This is a genomic window from Leifsonia lichenia, from assembly GCF_054780215.1.
In genome coordinates, this window is the sequence record NZ_BAAGWT010000002.1 from 676,272 (window position 1) to 695,329 (window position 19,058).

Genomic DNA, 19,058 nt, shown 5'->3' on the forward strand with positions numbered 1-19,058 from the left:
ACTACAGGCTACTAGCTCGCGAACGCGCCGCCGGACATCGGGGTGGAGACGTCGACGGTTCGCTGGATCTCGAGCAGACGGTCCGCCGCAGCCGCCAGCGCATCCCTGATCCGCTCGACCCGCCCGGCGTCGTGCTGCTGGGCGAGCAGACCGGCCGACAGGGACACGTTGATCGCGGCGACGACGGCGCCGGACGGGTTCCGGACCGGCACCGCTATCGAGCGCAGACCGAGCTCCAGCTCCTGGTCCACGGACGCCCACCCGTCACGGGCGACGCAGGCGATGGCCTCGACCAGAGCGGCCGGATCCGTCGTCGTGTTCGGCGTCAGCGGCCGGAGGTCGCTGCGAGCGAGCACCGCACGGACCTGCGTGTCGTCGAGCCCGGCGAGCAGCACGCGGCCCATCGACGTCGCGTACGCGGGGAAGCGGCTGCCGACGGCGATGCCGACCGACATGATCCTGCGGGTGTGCACGCGCGCGACGTAGACGATGTCCGTGCCGTCGAGCACGGCCATCGACACCGACTCCCCCAGCTCGGCAGACAGCTCCTGCAGCACGGGAGTGGCGAGCCGCGGCAGCGACTGCCCGGAAAGGAACGCGTAGCCGAGCTCCAGCACCCTGGCGGTCAGCTCGAACTCGCGGCCGTCCGTGCGCAGGTAGCCGAGATCGATCAGGGTCAGCAGGAAGCGCCTCGCCGCCGCCCGGCTCATGCCGGTCTTCCTGGCGACCTCGCTCAGCGTCATGCTCGGGTCGTCGGCATCGAACGCGCGGATGACCGCCAGGCCGCGGGCGAGCGACTGGACGAAGTGCTCGTCGCCGCTCTCCGCCGTTTTCTGCTGCGCTGCCCGTTCCTGCGCCATGCCACCCCTTTCGCACCGGAACCTCGGCTCAGCCCGCCCGGTCGGCCCGCTCGCTCAGCCCAGGCGGAGCCCTGGCGCGACGTCGAGCGGGACATCGAGCCTCGATTGTAGTTCAGCGACCGTGATGCCGAAGGTGTCGGTCACCGTGACCCGCCCGTCTGCGATGTCGAAGACGGCCACGTCCGTGTAGACGCGGCTCACGCATCCGATCCCCGTCACGGGGTAGTCGCAGACCGGCACCAGCTTGCTCTTCCCGTCTTTGCCGAACAGGGTCATCATGATGAAGATCCGTTTGGCGCCCGTCGCCAGGTCCATCGCTCCGCCCACCGCGGGGATGGCGTCCGGCTCCCCCGTGTGCCAGTTCGCCAGGTCTCCGGATGCGGACACCTGGAACGCTCCGAGGACGCACACGTCGAGGTGGCCGCCGCGCATGATCGCGAACGAGTCCGCGTGATGGAAGTACGACGCGCCAGGAAGCTCGGTGACCGGGATCTTGCCCGCGTTGATCAGGTCGTCGTCGATCTCGTCGCCGGCCGCCTGCCTGCCCATGCCGAGCATCCCGTTCTCGGTGTGCAGGATCACGTTCTGGCCGGGGCTGAAGTAGTCGGAGACCAGCGTCGGCTGGCCGATGCCGAGGTTCACGAACGATCCGGCGGGGATGTCGGAGGCCACTCGCTGCGCCAGCTCCCCCCTGGTCAGCGGTGCGTCCAGCATTGCGTTGCGTTGCGCGCTCACAGCGTTTCCTTCCCAGCGCCGAGGTCGACGACCGTGGTGACGAAGATGCTCGGCGTCACGACGTTCTCCGGGTCGAGCCCGCCCGTCGGCACCACGCTGCCGACCTGTGCGATCGTCGTGGCCGCCGCGGTGGCCATGATCGGGCCGAAGTTCCGCGCGGTCTTGCGGTAGACGAGGTTGCCCTGCCGGTCGGCGGTGTGCGCGGCGATGAGGGCGGCGTCCCCGTGGATGGGCAGTTCGAACACCTGACCGACGCCGCCGAGCATCCTGGTCTCCTTGCCGTTCGCGAGCGTCGTGCCGTAGCCGGTGGGGGTGAAGAATCCGCCGATGCCGGCACCGGCAGCACGGATGCGTTCGGCGAGGTTGCCCTGCGGCACCAGCTCCAGCTCGATACGGCCGGCGCGGTACTCCGCGTCGAAGCGGTGCGAGTCGGCCTGGCGGGGAAAGGAGCAGACGATCTTGCGCACGCGACGCGCGCCGATCAGCGCGGCGAGCCCGTCGTCGCCGTTGCCGGCGTTGTTGTTGACGACGGTGAGGTCGGAGGCGCCGTGCTCCAGGAGCGCGGCGATCAGCTCGACGGGCTGCCCGGCCTTGCCGAATCCACCGATCAGCACGGTCGCGCCGTCCTGGATGCCGGACACGGCCTCCAGTGCGCTCTCGGTGATGGTCGTCATGCCGTTCCTCCCGTGGCCGTGCCGGTGACGTTCTCCAGCACGATCGCGAGCCCCTGCCCGATGCCGATGCAGAGCGTCGCAACGCCCCAGCGCTGGTTCTCGGCCACGAGCCTCGCGGCCAGTGTGCCGAGCAGGCGCGCACCCGTCGCACCCAGAGGGTGCCCGATCGCGATGGCACCTCCCCAGGCGTTGACGATGCCGAGGTCGACCGGCCACGCATCCAGGCACGCGAGAGACTGGGCGGCGAACGCCTCGTTCAGCTCGACGGCTCCCACCTGATCCCAGGCGATGCCCGCCCTGGCGAGCGCGCGGTTCGCCGCCTCCACCGGGGCGAAGCCGAAGAGCTGAGGCTCGTTCGCCCACGCGCCGCGCCCGGCGATGCGGGCGAGCGGCGCACGGCCGAGCGTCTCCGCCGCCGCCTCGGAGCCGAGGAAGAGCGCCCCGGCGCCGTCGGTGAGGGGCGACGCGTTCCCGGCCGTCACCGTGCCGCCTGCCGGAGTGTCGCCGACCGGCCGGAAGACCGTCTTCAGCCCGGCGAGCACGTCCGCGGTGCTTCCCGCACGGATGCTCTCATCCCGCTCCAGCGCGACGCCGGGCAGCGACACCGTCTGATCGTCGTAGCGCCCCGCGCTCCACGCCTCGTCGGCGAGCTGGTGCGAGCGCGCCGCGAAGGCATCCTGCCGTTCCCTGGTGATGCCGAAACGCTCACGCAGAATCTCCGTCGCCTCGCCGAGCGACACCGTCCACTCGCCCGGCATCGCCGGGTTCACCAGCCGCCAGCCGAGGGTGGTGGATGCGAGGTTCAGGTCGCCTGCCGGATACGGCCGCTCGGTCTTCGGCAGCACCCACGGCGCCCTGGTCATGGATTCCACGCCGCCGACGAGCAAGAGGTCGGCGTCTCCCACCTCGATCTCGCGGCTCGCGATCATCGCGGCGTCGAGCGACGAGCCGCAGAGCCGGTTGACAGTCGTGCCGGGGATGCTCGTCGGCAGTCCGGCGAGCAGCGTCGCCATGCGTGCCACATTGCGGTTCTCCTCCCCCGCGCCGTTCGCGTTTCCGAAGACGACGCCGTCGATCCGCTCCGGGTCGAGCGACGGGCTCCGGCCGACGATGCCCGTCACGACCGAGGCGGCCAGATCGTCCGGCCTGATTGCGGCGAGGCCGCCGCCGAATCGGCCGAACGGAGTCCGTACGGCGTCGTAGAGGTATGCGTGCTGCACCAGGGTCTCCTATCGCCTTTCTAGTTCTGTTGGTTCGCTCTGCGCACATCCGTGCGTTCTACGAACAGTTTAGCCCGGAGTCCGCTCGCCAGAAGCGCCCTGGCTTGCCAGAAGATCGCGGGCGATGGCGAAGGCGTGATTGGCGGCGGGCACGCCGCAGTAGATCGCGCTCTGCATGATCACTTCGCGGATCTCCTCGGCCGTCAGTCCGTTGCGCAGCGCGGCGTGCACATGCATCTCGAACTCCTCCCAGTGACCGCCCCCGATCAGCGCCGTGAGCGTGATGGCGCTGCGCGTGGTGCGCGGAAGCCCCGGCCTCGTCCAGATCGAACCCCAGGCGTATCGGGTGATGAACTCCTGGAAGTCCTGGTCGACCGCACCGGCGCTTCGCGCCGTCGCCCGCTCCACGTGCTCCGCTCCGAGCACCTCGCGCCGCACGCGCATCCCTGCGCTGTAACTGTCGTAGACGGCGACCCGCGAGAAGTGCCTGCTCAGGATCTCCGCCACCCGCTCCGGCCGCTCCGCGGAGGCGAGGTGCCCTGCCCCCGGCACCCACTCGGCGGTCCCGGTGCGCACGCCGCTGGCGACCACCCAGGCGTCCTCTCCGGTCACCACCCCGTCGTGTTCGCCGGCGATGGCGACCACCGGCACGTGGATGCGCGACAGCTCGCCGCGCAGGTCGGCCTCCGCCAGCGCTTCGCAGCAGGCCGCGTAGCCGTCCTTGTCCGCGTCGGCCAGCGAGTGCAGCAGACGGCTGGACACCTCGGGCTCCCGCTCCAGGAAGCCGGGGGCGAACCAGCGCTCCGCCGAGCCGACGAGCATGGTCGGCGTGCCCTGGGTCCGCACGGTCTCCGCCCGTGCCCGCCAGGCGGCAGGGTCGCCGATCCGCGCGCCGGAGCACACCAGCGCGACGCCGGAGAGGACCTCGGGAGCATCGAGCGCCATGCGCAGCGACGTGATGCCGCCGAGCGACACACCGGCTGCGAACAGGCCGCCGTGACCGAGGTCGCCCGCGGCGCGTGCGGCAGCGACCGCGACGAGGACGCCTGCGGCGAGCTCGTCCAGCGTGAACGGCGCGTCGGGGCGAGGGCTGCGGCCGTGTCCTGGGAGGTCCCAGCCGATCAGCCGGTAGCGCTCGGCGAGGTGCGGAACAGCCGGCGCCCAGACCGCACTGACCGAGGTGCCGAGCGACGGGCCGAGCAGGAGGGTCGGCGTCGCCGCATCCCCCGGCTGCCCGGCGAGGGCGGTGAGGACGATGGTGGGGACGGTCATGCGGTCTTCCCGTTCTCTCTGGTGTCCGACGATTCCCTGTCCGCCAGGATGCGGTCGCAGAGGTCGTCCGCTCTGCCGAGGTAGCCTGCTGGATCGAGCAGGTCGTCCAGGGTCGTGCCCGCCCCGCGCAACGCCGCCTCGAGCCGGTCGCCGCCGATGGCGTCTCGCAACGCGTTTCCGAGAGCGCCGGAGTCGGCGGCGACCGCATCCCGCGCCGCCGCGAGCGCTTCCCGCACGTCGCGGGGCCCGTCGTGGTCACCCTGGCCAGCGAGCGACCGGCCGAGCACAGCGACGATGCGCTCGCTCAGCAGCGCCGGGCCGGCTTCGTCGAGGTTCTGCCGCATCCGCCCGGGATGCACACCCAGTCCGGCGACCAGCTCGGCCGCGAGTTCCGCGGAGACCACCGCCGAGCGCAGCAGTGAGCGCAGCGGCGTCCATTCCGCGTGCCAACCGCCGTCCGAGCGCTCGTCGACCGTGGCTGTGATCGCGGCGGTGAGCGCGCCGAGGTCGGACGGCGCACGCAGACCCTCGCGCTTCAGCAGCACGGAGAGCACCGGGTTCTGCTTCTGCGGCATCGCCGAGGACACCCCGCGTCCGGCCGCACGCGGTTCGGACAGCTCCCCGAACTCCGGGCGGCTGAGCATGGCGACGTCCGCGCCGATCACGGCGCACGCGGCGACCGCCTCTGCGGCGGCGGCCCCGCTGCGCAGCACGGGCCACCTGTTCGTCTGCCAGGGTGCGACCGGAGCTGCGAGTCCGAGGCGCGCAGCCAGCGCATCCGCCAGCGCGAGCGCGTCGACCGGTCGGCCGTCCGCTCGGCGCACGGCGGAGAGCGAGGCGAGCGTGCCCGCTGCGCCGCCCCACTGCAGCGGCAGCGTCGGCAGCAGCGCACCGAGCTGACGCTGCGCCGCGGTGATCCCGGCGAGCCAGTGCGCCGCCTTGAGCGCGAAGGTGGACGGCAGCGAGTGCTGGGCCAGCGTGCGCGCGACACCCAGGGTCGACCGGTGCTCGCCGATCAGCGCGACCAGGGCGCTCCCCGCCCTGTCGAGCGCCGCAATGGTCGCTTCGATGGTGCTCGTGGCCACCAGCAGCAGCGCGGTGTCCACGATGTCCTGACTGGTCGCCCCGAGATGCAGGAATGCGGCGGCCTCCGGCGAGCGCTCCGCCGTCGTGGCCCTGAGCCTCGCCAGCAGCGGGATGAGCGCGTTGCCGCCGCCGACCGCATCCCGTGCAATGGCGGACAGATCGTAGCGCTCGACGTCGCAGGCGTCGTCGATGGCGGGCAGCCACGCAGCGTCGCCGACGCCGTTCTCGACCAGGACGTGCGCCCAGGCGAGTTCGACGTAGAGCATGGCCTGCACGACGGCTCTGTCCGAGCAGAGCGCCGCCCCCGTGGATGCGGCCTGTGCCGGATCGAGGATTCCGACGTCCCCGTCGCTCCGGGGTGGGCGGGTCACCGGCCGACGCCGCCGAAGTCGAGGAAGACCGTCTCCGCGTCCCCCTGCAGCCGGAGGTCGAACCGCAGCGAACCGTCCGGTTCGCGCTCGGCGATCAGGGTTCGTCTCCTGTCCTCCGGCAGCGAGGAGAGGAACGGGTCTGCGGCGAGCGCCGCCTCGTCGTCCGGGAGGTATGCGCGGGTGTGCAGTTTGTCGAGGAGCCCGCGGGCGAAGACCAGCACGGCGAAGAAGGCGGGTGCCCCGTCCTCGGTCGGCCCTGGCACGCGGGTGCTGAACGTGTAGCGGCCGTCGTCGTCTGTTGCCGCTCGCCCCCATCCCGTGAAGGTGTGACCGTCGCGCTTGAGCGAGCCGGTCTGGCGGACGATGTCCCCGTTCTCGTCTGCTTGCCAGAGTTCGAGGAGAGCGTCCTGCACCGGCGTCCCCTCCCCGTCGCGCACGGTGCCGTGGAGGCGGATGGTGCCGGGCGCCCCCTGGACGGCGAGGACGGAGTCGCCGGGGAACGGGAGGGCGTAGCCGTAGAACGGCCCGACCGTCTGCCCCGGCGTGGGGGTGATGGCGCTCATTCGTCGTCTCCTTCTGGTTCCATCCAGGTGCGCCCCGACCCGCTGAGCACGATGTCCCAGGTGTAGCCGGTCGCCCACTCGTGCGTGGTGACCTCGTGGTCGTAGCGGGCGACGAGCCTGTCGCGGGCGTCCTGGTCGACGATCGACTGGTAGATCGGGTCGAGAGCGAACAGCGGGTCGCCTGGGAAGTACATCTGCGTGATCATCCGCTGCGTGAAGTCCGTGCCGAACAGCGAGAAGTGGATGTGCGCAGGCCGCCAGGCGTTGTGGTGGTTCTTCCACGGGTACGGGCCCGGCTTGATCGTGGTGAACCGGTATGTGCCGTCGTCCGCGGTGATGCAGCGTCCGACGCCGGTGAAGTTCGGGTCGAGCGGTGCGGGGTGCTGGTCGCGCTTGTGGATGTATCGTCCGGCCGAGTTGGCCTGCCAGATCTCCACGAGCTGGCCGCGCACCGGCCTGCCGTCGCCGTCGAGCACCTTCCCTGTCACGACCATCCGCTCGCCGAGCGGTTCCCCGTTGTGCTGGATGGTGAGGTCGGCTTCGAGGGGATGCACGTCCCTGTGCCCGAACGCCGGCGACCACCGTTCGATGGTCTCCGGGTCGGTGTGCCGCAGGTCTTTGGTCGGGTGGCGCAGCAGCGAGCTGCGGTACGGAGGGAAGTCGCGCCGGGTGGCGGTCTCCTCGGGCGCTCCTGCCGCGCGGGCGTCCGCGTACGCGGCGTGCGCTGCCGCGATCTCGGCGGTCAGTGCCGCCTGCGGCAGGAGCCCGGAGGTCGTGGGCTGGGGGGTGGTCATTCTCGTCCCTTCGGTGTGTTGACGGTCAGCGGATCGGCTGCACGGCCGGAGCGTGCTGCCAGCCTGTGTATCCCTCTGCGAGGAAGGCGGAGCCGGCGCGGGAGGACACGATCGATTCGAGCTCTCCGCGCTGCCTGTGGCGGTCGAAGTCGCTCGTCCCCGGCTGATCGTGCAGGAGGGTGGTCATCCAGTAGGAGAAGTGCTGGCTCTTCCAGACGCGGGAGAGGGCGCGGTCGCTGTATGCGTCGACACCGGATGCGCATCCACCCGTCAGGAGGTCGACGAGCGCTTCGTGCAGCACGGCGACATCGGCGAAGGCCAGGTTCAGTCCCTTGGCGCCGGTCGGCGGGACGGTGTGCCCCGCGTCGCCCACGAGGAACAGAGAGCCGTGCCGGAGCGGTGCGCAGACGAAGCTGCGGAACGGCAGCACGACGCGGTCGGTGATCGGCCCCTCCGTCAGGGAGAACCCGCCTCCCGCGACGCGGCTCTGCAGCTCATCCCAGATGCGGTCGTCACTCCACAGCGCGGCGTCCTCGGTCGGGTCGCACTGGAAGTACATGCGCTGCACGGTGTCGCTGCGCTGGCTGATCAGCGCGAACCCGCGGTCGGACGCCGCATAGACCAGTTCGTCGGCGCTGCGCGGCGCGTCGGCGAGGATGCCGAACCAGGCGAACGGGTACTCCCGGAAGTAACTGCGCCGCAGTGCGTCGGGGATGAGCGTGCGGCAGGCGCTGCGCGAGCCGTCTGCGCCGATCACGACATCGCAGCTCAGCTCGACGGTGCCGCCATCGCTCTCGGTGAAGACGACCAGTGGATGCGCCTCCGTCACTCCGCTCACGCTCACGTCGCTCACGGCGAACCGCACGTCGCCGCCGTCGCGCTCGCGTGCATCCGCCAGGTCGGCGAATACGTCGGTCTGCTGATACAGCCAGACCGACTCGCCCGCGAGGTCCTGGAAGTCGATTCTGTGCCCGTCCCCGTCGAAGCGGAGCTCGATGCCGTCGTGGCGGTCGCCCTGGTCGAGCACGCGACGGGAGACGCCAGAGTCGACGAGCATCCGGACGCTGCCCGCTTCCAGGATGCCCGCGCGGACTGTGCTGCGGATCTCCGCCCTGGTGCGGCGCTCGATCACCACGGAGTCGATCCCGTCTCTGGCGAGCAGGTGCGAGAGCATCAGACCGGCCGGTCCGCCGCCGACGATCGCGACCCTGGTCGTTTCCTTGCGCGCTGCTGCCATAGCCGCACTCCTCCTGATGGCTCTGACGAGTGCGGTCAGTCTGTCAGGATGCCTGCGCGGCGGAGCGCCCTTCCCGTTCATTGAGAACGGCACGGTCGGCGAGCGCAGCTCGTTCGCTGAGAGCAGCGGCCCGCAGCGCCTCCCTGATGCGTTCGGCCCCGGCTGTCAGCGGCCCGATGACCGCCGAGATCACGCCAGGGTCGCGCGGCACGACCACGCTCAGCGCGGCGACGACCTGCAGGCCTGGCTCGCGCACGGGGACGGAGACCCCGGCGGTGTCTGGATGCATCAGGCCCTCCACGACTGCGCGCCCGGTGGTGCGGACGCTCACCAGCCGCTGCCGCAGGTCCGGCAGGCGTGGCTCCCAGTCGGCGATGAAGCTCTCCCGCATCGCCCTGTCTGCGAAGGCGACGATGGCGTGCCCGGCCGACGAACTGTATGCGGGCAATCGGGTGGCGGTCTGTGCGGCGTTCTCGACAGAGCCGTCGCCCGAGTAGCACTCCAGGTAGAGCACGTCGTCCCCGTCATCGGTGAGCACGCCGAGCTGGGTGTTCTGGCCGACGGCCTGCTGCACCTCCTGCATCGTCGGGCGCGCGATGGCGAGCAGGTGCGTGAACGGCGAGCGGGCGCGGTGAGCGAGCTCCCACAGGCCGAGGCCCAGACCGATCCTGCCCTGCTCGTCTTTGACCACCCAGTTGATCGAGCCCAGCTCGGCGACGAGGCGGTGCACGGTCGCGACGGGCAGATCGGCGAGGCGGGCGATCGCGGTGGCCGTCAGCGGCGGCTGCCCGGAGTCCAGTGTGTTCAGGATGCGCACGATGCGCGTCATCAGCGACTCGCCGGACGGTGAGTTGGCCACGTCGTCTCCTCCCTGTGCGCTCAGACCATGCTACGGTGCGTTCTGTTGGCGCACGAGCGTGCGTTGTGCGAACACGGCTGTCGTCCGGCGTCGCAGCAATGACAGCACGATCTGCGCCACAGCACCACCACCGCCGCACCGCAGCACCGCAGCACCACCGCACCGCCGCACCACCGCACCACCGCACCACAGCAAGGAGGCTCCGATGACGAGCTCGACGACGCCCACCGTCCGCTTCTGGCCGATCATCCTCTGCTGGATCGTGGTCGCGCTCGACGGCTTCGATCTCGTGGTCCTCGGCACAGTCATCCCCACGCTGATCGACACGGGAGCACTCGGCTTCACGCCAGGAGGCGCGACCGCCGTCGCCACGGCCGGACTGGTCGGCGTCGGGATCGGGGCGCTCGCCGTGGGGCCGCTCACCGACCGCTACGGCAGGCGCGCGACCCTGATCACCTGCGTCGCGCTGTTCTCGGTGTTCACGATCGCCGTGATCGCCTCCCCGAACGTGTTCGTCTTCGGCGCGCTCCGGCTGTTCGCCGGGCTGGGGCTGGGCGCGTGCATCCCGACGGTGCTCGCCTCCGTCGGCGAGTTCGCGGGAGCTGCGCGCACCGGACGCTCCACGACGCTCACGATGACCGGCTACCACGTCGGCGCGGTCCTCACGGCGCTGCTCGCCCTGGCGATCGTGCCGAACTGGCAGCTCATGTTCCTGATCGGCGGCGTCGCGGGACTCCTGGTGCTGCCGTTGCTGTGGTTCTCGCTGCCCGAGTCATCGGTCGTCACGCGTGCGGCCGGCCCCTCCGGCCCCCCTGCTGCCCGTCCAGCGGGGAGCATCGGCGTGCTGCTTCGCCGTCCGTACCTGCTCGTCAGCCTCAGCATATGGACGGCGTCGTTCATGGGCCTGCTGCTGGTCTACGGCCTGAACACCTGGCTCCCGCAGCTCATGCTGTCCGCCGGCTACGACACCGGCAATTCGCTCGGCCTGCTGCTGGTGCTCAACCTGGGCGCGGTCGCCGGGCTCGTGCTCGCCGGGACGCTCGCCGACCGGAACGGCATCAAGAGGGTCACCCTGATCTGGTTCTTCCTCGCAGCGATCTTCCTCGCCATGCTGAGCATCCGGATGGAAGAAGTCGTGCTGCTGTACGCCGCGATCTTCGTCACCGGCGTCTTCGTGTTCTCCGCCCAGGTGCTCGTCTACGCACTGGTCAGCCAGCTCTACCCCGCGGAGGTGCGCGGCACGGCCCTCGGTTTCGCTGCGGGCATCGGCCGCATCGGCGCCATCGCGGGACCGGCCATCACCGGAGCGCTGGTCACCTGGGGCATCGCATACCCCGGCGGGTTCTACGTGTTCGCCGCCGCCGCGCTCGTCTCGGTGCTGAGCATCGCGACCGTTCCGGCCGTGATCCGCCGCCGCGAGCCCGACCGGGCGCAGAGCCAGGTGGTCAGCGGCTGACGTGGATGTGCGCGGCGGCGGTGTCGCGGAGCAGCGCGATCTGCCGCTCGGTGTTCTCCGCGCGGAACACACTGGAGCCCGCCACGAAGGTGTCAGCGCCGTTCTCGGCCGCGATCACGATCGTCTCCTCCGTGATACCGCCGTCGACCTGCAGCCACACGTCCGCACCGCTGGCGTCGACGGCGGAGCGCAGGCGCGCGAGCTTCGGCATGGTCTCCGCCATGAACGACTGGCCGCCGAAGCCGGGCTCCACGGTCATCACGAGCACCTGGTCGAACTCGGGAAGCAGGTCGAGGTAGTCGTCCACCGGCGTCCCCGGCTTGAGGGCGATGCCGGCGCGGGCGCCGATCGCGCGGAGCCGCCTGGCGAGCCGCACCGGATCGGCCGCCGCCTCCGCGTGGAACGTGACGGAGTACGCGCCGAGCTCCGCGTATCCCGGTGCCCAGCGGTCGGGGTCGTCGATCATCAGGTGCACGTCGAGCGGGATGGCCGACACGTCCTGGATGCGCCCCACCATCTGCGGACCGAACGTCAGGTTCGGCACGAAATGGTTGTCCATCACGTCCACGTGCACGAGGTCGGCTGTCGCAATGCGGCCGAGGTCGCGTTCGAGGTTGACGAAGTCGGCGGCGAGGATGCTGGGGTTGATCCGGGGTGGCATACCTCCAGCCTACAAAGTCGGCACGCGGCCGACCGTCACGCCGATCAGCGCTTCTCGAGCAGCGCGACGAACATCGCGTCCGTGCCGTGCCGGTGCGGCCAGAGCTGCGCGGCCATACCGTCGCCGGCGAGGTCGAGCCGTTCGGACGCGAACGCCTGGAGCACGCCGGGCGTGTCGACCGCCGCGATGTCGTCGTGGGCGTCCAGAGCCGCACTGACGATCCCCCGCGTCTCCGCGATGTGCGGCGAGCAGGTGACGTACGCGATCACGCCGCCCGGCTTCACCGCGGCGATGGCCGCGTCGAGCAGGCGCGCCTGCAACCCGGTCAGCTCGGCGACGTCGCGCGGCGTCTTGCGCCAGCGCGCCTCCGGACGGCGACGCAGTGCGCCGAGGCCGGTGCACGGCGCATCCAGCAGGATGCGGTCGAAGCGTTCCGGATGCGTCTCGCCGATGGTCGTGCCGTCCAGCTCCCACACCTCCACGGGCTCCGGGACCGCAGCCAGCGCCCTGCGCACGAGCTCGGCACGGGCGGGGACCACCTCGTTCGCGGTCAGCGTCGCCCCGCCGAGGCGTGCCTCGGCGGCCAGCAGCGCCGCCTTGCCTCCCGGCCCAGCGCACAGGTCGAGCCACTGCTCGCCCTGCACGATCGGACGCGCCCTGCTGAGGGCGAGCGCCGCGAGCTGCGAGCCCTCGTCCTGCACGCGCAGCCTGCCGTCCGCGCCCTCCACGCGCGCCTGCGGGTCTCCGCCGCCCGCGGTGAAGCCCACGGGAGAGAACCGGTCCTCGGTCGCGTCATCGGGCAGCTCGGCCAGCCCGGGAAGCGCCACGAGATTGACGCGCGGCGCGGCGTTGTCGGCGTTCAGCAGGTCGGCGAGCTCCGCCTCCCTGCCCTCGGCCTCCAGCGCGCGCCGGAACGCACGCACGATCCACACGGGATGCGACGTCAGCGCCGACAGTTCCTGGTCAACACCCTTCGCATCGGCCAGGATGCGCTGCCGCCACTCCTCCGGGCTGTGACGGCCGATCTCGCGCAGCACGCCGTTGGCGAAGCCGGTCGCGGAGCGCGAGCCGACCGAGCGCGCCAGCGCCACCGACTCGTTGACGGCCGCGTGCGGCGCGACCCTGGTCGAGAGCAACTGGTGCGCGCCGAGGCGGAGCACGTCCAGGATCGGCGGGTCGATGCGGTCGACGGGCCGCCCTGCTGCCCTGGCGATCACCAGGTCGTAGTATCCCTGCATCCGGAGCGTGCCGTACGTCAGCTCGGTGGCGAGGCCGGCATCCCCCGGATTGAGCCCTGCACGGGCGATCCTGGTGGGCAGCAACAGGTTGGCGTACGCGTCGGAGTCGCGGACGGCGGCGATCACGTCGTAGGCGACGCGGCGCGCGGGCTGCACGTGACCGCCCTGGTTCCTGTCCCTGTTTCTGTCCCTGTTTCTGTCCCTGTTACTCGGCGTCCTGTCGTTCATCGCAGCACCAACTCGCTTCCCGCCGCGAGGCCGCGCCACCAGTCGGCGGCGGCCATCGCCTTCTTCCCCGCCGGCTGCACCGTCACCAGCTCAAGTGGATGCGTTCCCGTCCCCACCACGACCCGCTTGCCCTGCAGGGCGACGGCTCCCGGCGGCGCGTCGTCCGCATCCGGGGCGAGGCGGGCGGCGATGAGCTTGAACCTGTCGTCGCCGAGCATGGCGAACGCGCCGGGCTCCGGGGTCACTCCGCGCAGACGGGCGTACACAGCGTCGGCCGGCTGGCCGAAGTCGAGGTGAGCGTCCGCCAGAGACAGCTTGGGAGCGAGGGTGACGGCACCGGTCTGCTCGACGGCGACGGCCGTGCCTGCTGCCAGCGCATCCACGGTGTCGCCCAGCAGCTCTGCGCCGGACAGCGAGAGCGCATCCAGCACATCGCCAGCGGTCTCGTCCGCACCGATCGGCCTGGTCAGCTCCGAGAACACTGCACCGGCGTCGAGCTCTGGCACGAGCTGGAACACTGCGGCGCCGGTCACCTCATCGCCCGCGATCACCGCGTGCTGCACGGGCGCAGCACCGCGCCAGGCCGGCAGCAGGGAGAAGTGCAGGTTGACCCAGCCGAGCCGCGGCGTCGACAGCAGCGGCTCGCGCACCAGGCCGCCGTACGCGACGATCACTCCGAGCTCGGGCGCCAGTGCCCGGATGCGCTCGGTGACGTGCTCGTCGAGCCTGTTCGCCTTGATCGTCTCGATGCCCAGCTCCTCGGCGGCCGCCGCGACCGGCGACGGCGTGAGCACGCGCTTCCTCCCCAGCTCGGCGTCGCGACGAGTGAGCACGGCCACCACCTCGTGCCGCTCCGCCAGGAGCCGCAGCGCGGGAACGGCGACCGCCGGCGTGCCGGCGAAGACCAGCCTCATCCCGCGATCTCCTGGCTGGTGGGCGTGGACGGCACTCGCGGCATGACAGGTTCTTTCGGTCGGCAGTGGCGGTCGCGTGCTCCGCGGCCACCGTCGATCCTACCGGCCGCGGTTCCGCCCCTTCCGTGGTCGGACGACCCGACTGCTGGTCAGATGATGTCCGGGTCGTCGAACTGCACACGGAGCGTCGGCGCGGGGCGGAACCCGGTCTTCCCGGCCGGTGCCCTGCGCCGCTTGCTGGCGTTCCGCACGATCGCGCCGCGCACGGCGGTCGCGACCTCCTGACCCTTCGCGTACTCGAAGCGGAGGATCGCGCGCACTGTCGCATCGTCCACCGTTGCCGGGCCGAGCACGTCGATCAGCATGGCGGGGTCGACGGCCGCGACCGCCGCCTCCACCACGTCCGGTGCACCGGCGATCGAGGCGAGCCGCACGGCGGGAGGGAAATGCAGTGCGCGACGGTCGGCCAGCTCGGCGTGAGCGAACTCGGCGACGCGGCCGGTTGCGAAGTCGCGGGCGAGGCCGCCCGAGACGCCGACGAGCACGGTCGGCGCTCCGGGAGCCGCGAGCCCGGCCGCGTTGGTCCACCAGCGCAGGCAGTCCTCCGAAACGCCCAGGTTCTCGCGCGCGAGCATCCGCTCTCCGTCGAGCAGCAGCACGGCGCGGTACCCGCCGGCGGCGATCGGCTCCGCGCCGCGCGTCGCAACGACGATGGCGCGCGCATCCGGAACCGACTGCACGGGATGCTCGCCATCCGCCACGATCACCCGCACACCGGGGAACGCGCGGCCCAGCTCCTCCGCCGTGCGGCCGGAGCCCAGCGTGACGAGGCGGAACCGGTCGTGCTCGCAGTGGTCGCAGTGCCAGTTCGTCGCGAGCGCCCCGCACCAGCCGCACGACGGGACGCTCCCGGCCCTGCGCTGCCCGAGCGGACCGGTGCAACGGTTGCAGCGCGCGGCCTGACCGCACTTCGCGCAGGCGATCTGCGGCGCATACCCCGGCCGCGCCACCTGGATCAGCACGGGACCTGCCGGCGTCTTCTCGTCGCCGTCCAGCGCGGCACGCGCCGTCTTCCACGCCACCGACGGGATGCGCGCCGCCCTCGCCACCGGCTCCTCGGCCGTCTGGTTGGCGCTCAGGATCACCTTCGGCCAGACAGCGCGATCCGGGTCGACGGCGCGCAGCCATCCCAGCTCGACCAGCCGCTGCGCCTCGACGCTCCGGATGCGCCCGGCCAGCACGAGCGCGCCGCCCTGCTGCTCCTGACGCACGAGCGCCGCATCCCTGGTGTTGATGTACGGCGCCTGCCTGGCCGCGTGCAGCGGGTCTCCGTCGTTCCAGACGACGAGCAGCCCGAGGTCGTCGGCCGGCGCGTACACCGCCGACTGACTGCCGATCACGATGCGCGGGCCGGACAGCGCACCGAGGAACGCCTTGTAGCGCTCGGAGTCGGTCTGCCTGCCGTCGACCCGCACGACCGCGTCGGCCGGGGCGAGCGCGACCAGGGTCGCGGCGAGCTGATCGAGGTCGCGATAGTCGGGCACGGCGATGATGGCCGTCCTCCCCGACGCCCAGCAGGCCACGGCGGCGCCCGCGAGCGACACGGCCCACTGGCCGACCCACTCGCCCTCCGGAGTACGCACCACGCCCGGCATCGTGCGCAGCGCGATGCGCTCCCCCGCGGCGATCGCCGCTTCGAGCACGCCGTCTCCGTAGCCGCCGATGGGCGCGGCGTGCGGGCGCGCCGACGCCGACGGGGACGCGGACGCGGACGCGGATGCCTGCGCTTCCTGTGCCGCGTCGTGGCCCGCCTCCCGCGCCGCGTCGTGGCCCGCTTCCTGTGCCGCCAGCCACGCCTTCTCCACCCGCACCGACCGCGGCGGCACGGCGAAGCGCAGGATGTCGTTGGCCGTCCCAGCGCTCCGGTCGGCGAGCTTCCGCGCCAGCGCCCACACCGCGGGGGTCAGCACGCGTGCCGTGGACACCACCTGGTCGATCGGCGTCAGCTCGCCCTCGAAGTCGATCTGATCGCGCGGAAGCACCTCGACCACATACCCGGACACCATCCGTGCGCCGGTGCGCAGCGGCACCTTGACCCGCACACCAGGATGCACGTCGGCGTCGAGCGCGTCAGGCACCCCGTAGTCGAACAGGTGATCGAGCTGGGGTAGCGCCGAGTCGATCACGATGCGGGCGACCCGGCCGGCCGCCGCCATCGTCAGAGTCCTGCGGCCGACCGGAGGTCGTCGACGCGGTCCAGACGCTCCCAGGTGAAGTCGGGCAGCTCACGGCCGAAGTGGCCGTACGTCGCGGTCTGCGCGTAGATCGGACGCAGCAGGTCCAGGTCGCGGATGATCGCGGCCGGACGCAGGTCGAAGACCTCGCGGATCGCCTCGATGATGCGCTCCTCCGGCACCCTGCCCGTGCCGAACGTCTCGACGTACAGGCCGACAGGCGCCGCCTTGCCGATCGCGTACGCGATCTGCACCTCGAGGCGGTCGGCGAACCCTGCTGCGACGGCGTTCTTCGCCACCCAGCGCATCGCGTACGCTGCGGAGCGGTCCACCTTCGACGGGTCCTTGCCGGAGAACGCGCCCCCGCCGTGACGGCTGGCGCCGCCGTAGGTGTCGACGATGATCTTGCGCCCGGTGAGCCCGGCGTCGCCCTTCGGCCCGCCGATCTCGAACCGCCCGGTCGGGTTGATGAGGGTGCGGACGTGGGCGGACTCGAGCCCGGCCTCGTGCAGCACGGGGGCGATGATCTCCTCGATCACCTCGGCCTGCAGCCGCTCGTTCGTCACGCTCGGCGCGTGCTGGGTGGAGAGCACGACGGTCTGCACCGACTTCGGCACGATGCCCTCGTAGCCGATGGTCACCTGCGTCTTGCCGTCCGGCCGCAGGTAGTCGAGCGTGCCGTCCTTGCGCACGGCCGCCAGACGCTCCGAGAGCCGGTGCGCGAGCCAGATCGGCAGCGGCATGTACTGCGGCGTCTCGGTGGTCGCGTAGCCGAACATGATGCCCTGGTCGCCAGCGCCCTGACGGTCGAGGTCGTCCACGCTCTGCTCCGCGCGGGTCTCCAGCGCGTCGTCGACGCCCTGGGCGATGTCGGGCGACTGCGCGCCGATCGACACGGACACACCGCACTGCGTTCCGTCGAAGCTCACGTCGGACGAGTCGTAGCCGATCTCGACGAGCTTGGCCCGCACGAGCGCCGGGATCTCGACGTATCCCTTCGTGGTGACCTCACCGGCCACGTGCACCAGGCCCGTGGTCACCAGGGTCTCGACGGCGACGCGGCTGTGCGGGTCGACCGTGAGGAGCGCATCCAGGATGCTGTCGGAGATCTGGTCACAGATCTTGTCCGGGTGGCCTTCCGTGACCGATTCGGACGTGAAGAGGCGCAGATCTGCCATTGTTCTCCCTAGTCGGATAGTGGCTGCTCGGACGGTGTCCGAGGCTCGTCAGGCGATGACGTCGAGAATACGATCGGCCACCGACAGCTTGCTCCCCGAGGCCTCCATCACTATATCCCCGCCCCGACGGAGCACCACGACTTCATTGCTGTCCGTTGCGAAACCCTGCGACCAGCCCACCTGGTTGATCACCAGGAAGTCGCTGCCCTTCGACGCGAGCTTGCCACGGCCGAGCTCGATCAGGGCGGACGGGTCCGGCTCGGTCTCCGCTGCGAAGCCGACGACGACCTGCCCGTCGCGCTTGGCGGACGACAGGCCGGCGAGGATGTCGGGGTTGGCGACCAGTTCGAGGGTGAGCGTGTCGCCCTCCGCCGACTTCTTGATCTTGGAGTCGCGCACCTCGGCGGGACGGTAGTCGGCCACGGCGGCGGTCATCACGATGACGTCAGCCGCGCGGGCGGCCTCTGTGACGGCCTCCTGCAGTTCGAGAGCCGTCTGCACCTCGATCAGCTCGACGCCCTCCGGCGGCTCCACCTCGAGGTGCGCAGCGATCAGCACCACCTGCGCGCCGCGCGCCTGCGCAGCGCTCGCGATGGCGACGCCCTGGCGTCCGCTCGACCGGTTGCCGAGGAAGCGCACAGGGTCGAGCGGCTCCCTGGTCCCTCCCGCCGTGACGACGACGCGTTTGCCGGCCAGGTCGTCGCCGCCGCGCGGGCGCCTGGCGGCCTCGTTGGCCCTGCGGCGCTCCGAGAGCACGACGATGTCGGCGCCGGATGGACCGGATCCGCCGGATGCACCGGATGCTGGGGTCGCCGGGGCGTCCTGCACTGGCGCTGCAGCCGCATCCACGGCCGACTCATCCACTGCTGCCGCACGCTCGGGATGCGCGCCGACGGCTGCCAGCGCCTCCCGCACGATCACGGCGGGCTCCTCCATGCGGCCGGGTCCGGAGTCCGCTCCGGTGAGCTGTCCGCTCGCCGGGCCGACGACGGTCACGCCGCGCGAGCGCAGCGTGGCGATGTTCGCGACGGTCGCCGGGTTGCGCCACATCTCGGTGTGCATCGCCGGGGCGATGACGAGCGGCGCCGTGCTGGCGAGCACGGTGTTGCCGAGCAGATCGTCGGCGAGACCGGCCGCGAGTTTGGCGATGGTGTTCGCCGTCGCGGGGGCGATGACGATCAGGTCGGCGGACTGGCCGATGGCCACGTGCCGCACCTCGGCGACGCCCTCGTAAAGGTCGGTCGCGACCGGATTGCGGCTGATCGCCTCCAGCGTCGGACGTCCGACGAAGCGCAGGGCCGCCTCGGTGGCGACCACGTGCACCGAGTGCCCTTCGAGCACCAGAGAACGGATGACGCCGACGGCCTTGTACGCGGCGATGCCGCCGGTTACTCCGACGACGATGGTCAATCGTGCGCTCACGGCACCCTCCCCTTCAGCGACCCGGCCGCGATGGGCAGGGCCGGGCGCTGACGCTG

General features: G+C 71.4%; 17 protein-coding genes. 1 reads left to right on the forward strand and 16 read right to left on the reverse strand.

The features are described 5' to 3' along the window. Positions 1 to 11: 11 nt before the first annotated feature. The 10 genes from ACYVGI_RS07755 to ACYVGI_RS07800 form a co-directional block, all read right to left on the reverse strand. Entirely contained in the window at positions 12 to 860 is an 849-nt protein-coding gene (locus ACYVGI_RS07755; protein WP_460632045.1) for an IclR family transcriptional regulator domain-containing protein, read from the reverse strand. Positions 861 to 914: 54 nt separating this feature from the next. Beyond that, a complete protein-coding gene (locus ACYVGI_RS07760) occupies positions 915 to 1,574 on the reverse strand; it encodes a 3-oxoacid CoA-transferase subunit B (RefSeq protein WP_460632419.1) in 660 nt (219 codons plus the stop codon). A gap of 17 nt (positions 1,575 to 1,591) precedes the next feature. Then, the gene (locus ACYVGI_RS07765; protein ID WP_460632046.1) at positions 1,592 to 2,269 is read right to left on the reverse strand and encodes a 3-oxoacid CoA-transferase subunit A; all 678 of its coding nucleotides are present in this window, start codon (positions 2,267 to 2,269) and stop codon (positions 1,592 to 1,594) included. After that, complete coding sequence (locus ACYVGI_RS07770) at positions 2,266 to 3,489, reverse strand: thiolase family protein (RefSeq protein ID WP_460632047.1); 1,224 nt, start codon at positions 3,487 to 3,489, stop codon at positions 2,266 to 2,268. Before ACYVGI_RS07770 ends, ACYVGI_RS07765 begins: the two co-directional genes overlap by 4 nt. 69 nt (positions 3,490 to 3,558) lie before the next feature. After that, the gene (pcaDC, locus tag ACYVGI_RS07775) at positions 3,559 to 4,761 is read right to left on the reverse strand and encodes a bifunctional 3-oxoadipate enol-lactonase/4-carboxymuconolactone decarboxylase PcaDC (RefSeq protein ID WP_460632048.1); all 1,203 of its coding nucleotides are present in this window, start codon (positions 4,759 to 4,761) and stop codon (positions 3,559 to 3,561) included. Next, positions 4,758 to 6,218, reverse strand: coding sequence for a lyase family protein (locus ACYVGI_RS07780; RefSeq protein ID WP_460632049.1), 1,461 nt, complete (start codon positions 6,216 to 6,218; stop codon positions 4,758 to 4,760). The genes pcaDC and ACYVGI_RS07780 overlap by 4 nt, the downstream gene beginning before the upstream one ends. Beyond that, positions 6,215 to 6,781: a protocatechuate 3,4-dioxygenase subunit alpha gene (gene pcaG / locus ACYVGI_RS07785; protein WP_460632050.1), complete on the reverse strand. Its 567-nt coding sequence runs from the start codon at positions 6,779 to 6,781 to the stop codon at positions 6,215 to 6,217. Before pcaG ends, ACYVGI_RS07780 begins: the two co-directional genes overlap by 4 nt. Next, positions 6,778 to 7,575 (reverse strand): protocatechuate 3,4-dioxygenase subunit beta, encoded by a 798-nt coding sequence (gene pcaH, locus ACYVGI_RS07790; RefSeq protein WP_460632051.1) that lies wholly within the window; start codon positions 7,573 to 7,575, stop codon positions 6,778 to 6,780. The genes pcaG and pcaH overlap by 4 nt, the downstream gene beginning before the upstream one ends. A 25-nt stretch (positions 7,576 to 7,600) precedes the next feature. Continuing rightward, positions 7,601 to 8,812: a 4-hydroxybenzoate 3-monooxygenase gene (locus tag ACYVGI_RS07795; RefSeq protein ID WP_460632052.1), complete on the reverse strand. Its 1,212-nt coding sequence runs from the start codon at positions 8,810 to 8,812 to the stop codon at positions 7,601 to 7,603. A gap of 43 nt (positions 8,813 to 8,855) precedes the next feature. After that, a complete protein-coding gene (locus tag ACYVGI_RS07800; RefSeq protein ID WP_460632053.1) occupies positions 8,856 to 9,671 on the reverse strand; it encodes an IclR family transcriptional regulator in 816 nt (271 codons plus the stop codon). A 205-nt stretch (positions 9,672 to 9,876) separates the two neighbouring features. On the opposite strand from ACYVGI_RS07800, the gene ACYVGI_RS07805 reads away from it, so the two are divergent. Continuing rightward, positions 9,877 to 11,127 carry an MFS transporter gene (locus tag ACYVGI_RS07805; protein ID WP_460632054.1) on the forward strand — a complete coding sequence of 417 codons (1,251 nt, stop codon included), beginning with the start codon at positions 9,877 to 9,879 and terminating at the stop codon, positions 11,125 to 11,127. Here ACYVGI_RS07805 and rpe read toward each other — a convergent pair. The 6 genes from rpe to ACYVGI_RS07835 form a co-directional block, all read right to left on the reverse strand. Continuing rightward, positions 11,117 to 11,788: a ribulose-phosphate 3-epimerase gene (gene rpe, locus ACYVGI_RS07810; protein WP_460632055.1), complete on the reverse strand. Its 672-nt coding sequence runs from the start codon at positions 11,786 to 11,788 to the stop codon at positions 11,117 to 11,119. The two genes, ACYVGI_RS07805 and rpe, sit on opposite strands and share 11 nt — an antisense overlap. Before the next feature lie 44 nt (positions 11,789 to 11,832). Further along, positions 11,833 to 13,254: an RsmB/NOP family class I SAM-dependent RNA methyltransferase gene (locus ACYVGI_RS07815; protein WP_460632056.1), complete on the reverse strand. Its 1,422-nt coding sequence runs from the start codon at positions 13,252 to 13,254 to the stop codon at positions 11,833 to 11,835. After that, on the reverse strand, positions 13,251 to 14,168 hold the full coding sequence (gene fmt, locus ACYVGI_RS07820) for a methionyl-tRNA formyltransferase (protein ID WP_460632057.1): 918 nt from the start codon (positions 14,166 to 14,168) through the stop codon (positions 13,251 to 13,253). The genes ACYVGI_RS07815 and fmt overlap by 4 nt, the downstream gene beginning before the upstream one ends. A gap of 149 nt (positions 14,169 to 14,317) precedes the next feature. Next, complete coding sequence (locus ACYVGI_RS07825; protein WP_460632058.1) at positions 14,318 to 16,384, reverse strand: primosomal protein N' family DNA-binding protein; 2,067 nt, start codon at positions 16,382 to 16,384, stop codon at positions 14,318 to 14,320. 2 nt (positions 16,385 to 16,386) lie between these two features. Next, entirely contained in the window at positions 16,387 to 17,580 is a 1,194-nt protein-coding gene (gene metK, locus ACYVGI_RS07830) for a methionine adenosyltransferase (protein ID WP_460632059.1), read from the reverse strand. A gap of 48 nt (positions 17,581 to 17,628) precedes the next feature. Continuing rightward, the gene (locus ACYVGI_RS07835; RefSeq protein WP_460632420.1) at positions 17,629 to 18,990 is read right to left on the reverse strand and encodes a bifunctional phosphopantothenoylcysteine decarboxylase/phosphopantothenate synthase; all 1,362 of its coding nucleotides are present in this window, start codon (positions 18,988 to 18,990) and stop codon (positions 17,629 to 17,631) included. Positions 18,991 to 19,058 lie beyond the last annotated feature (68 nt).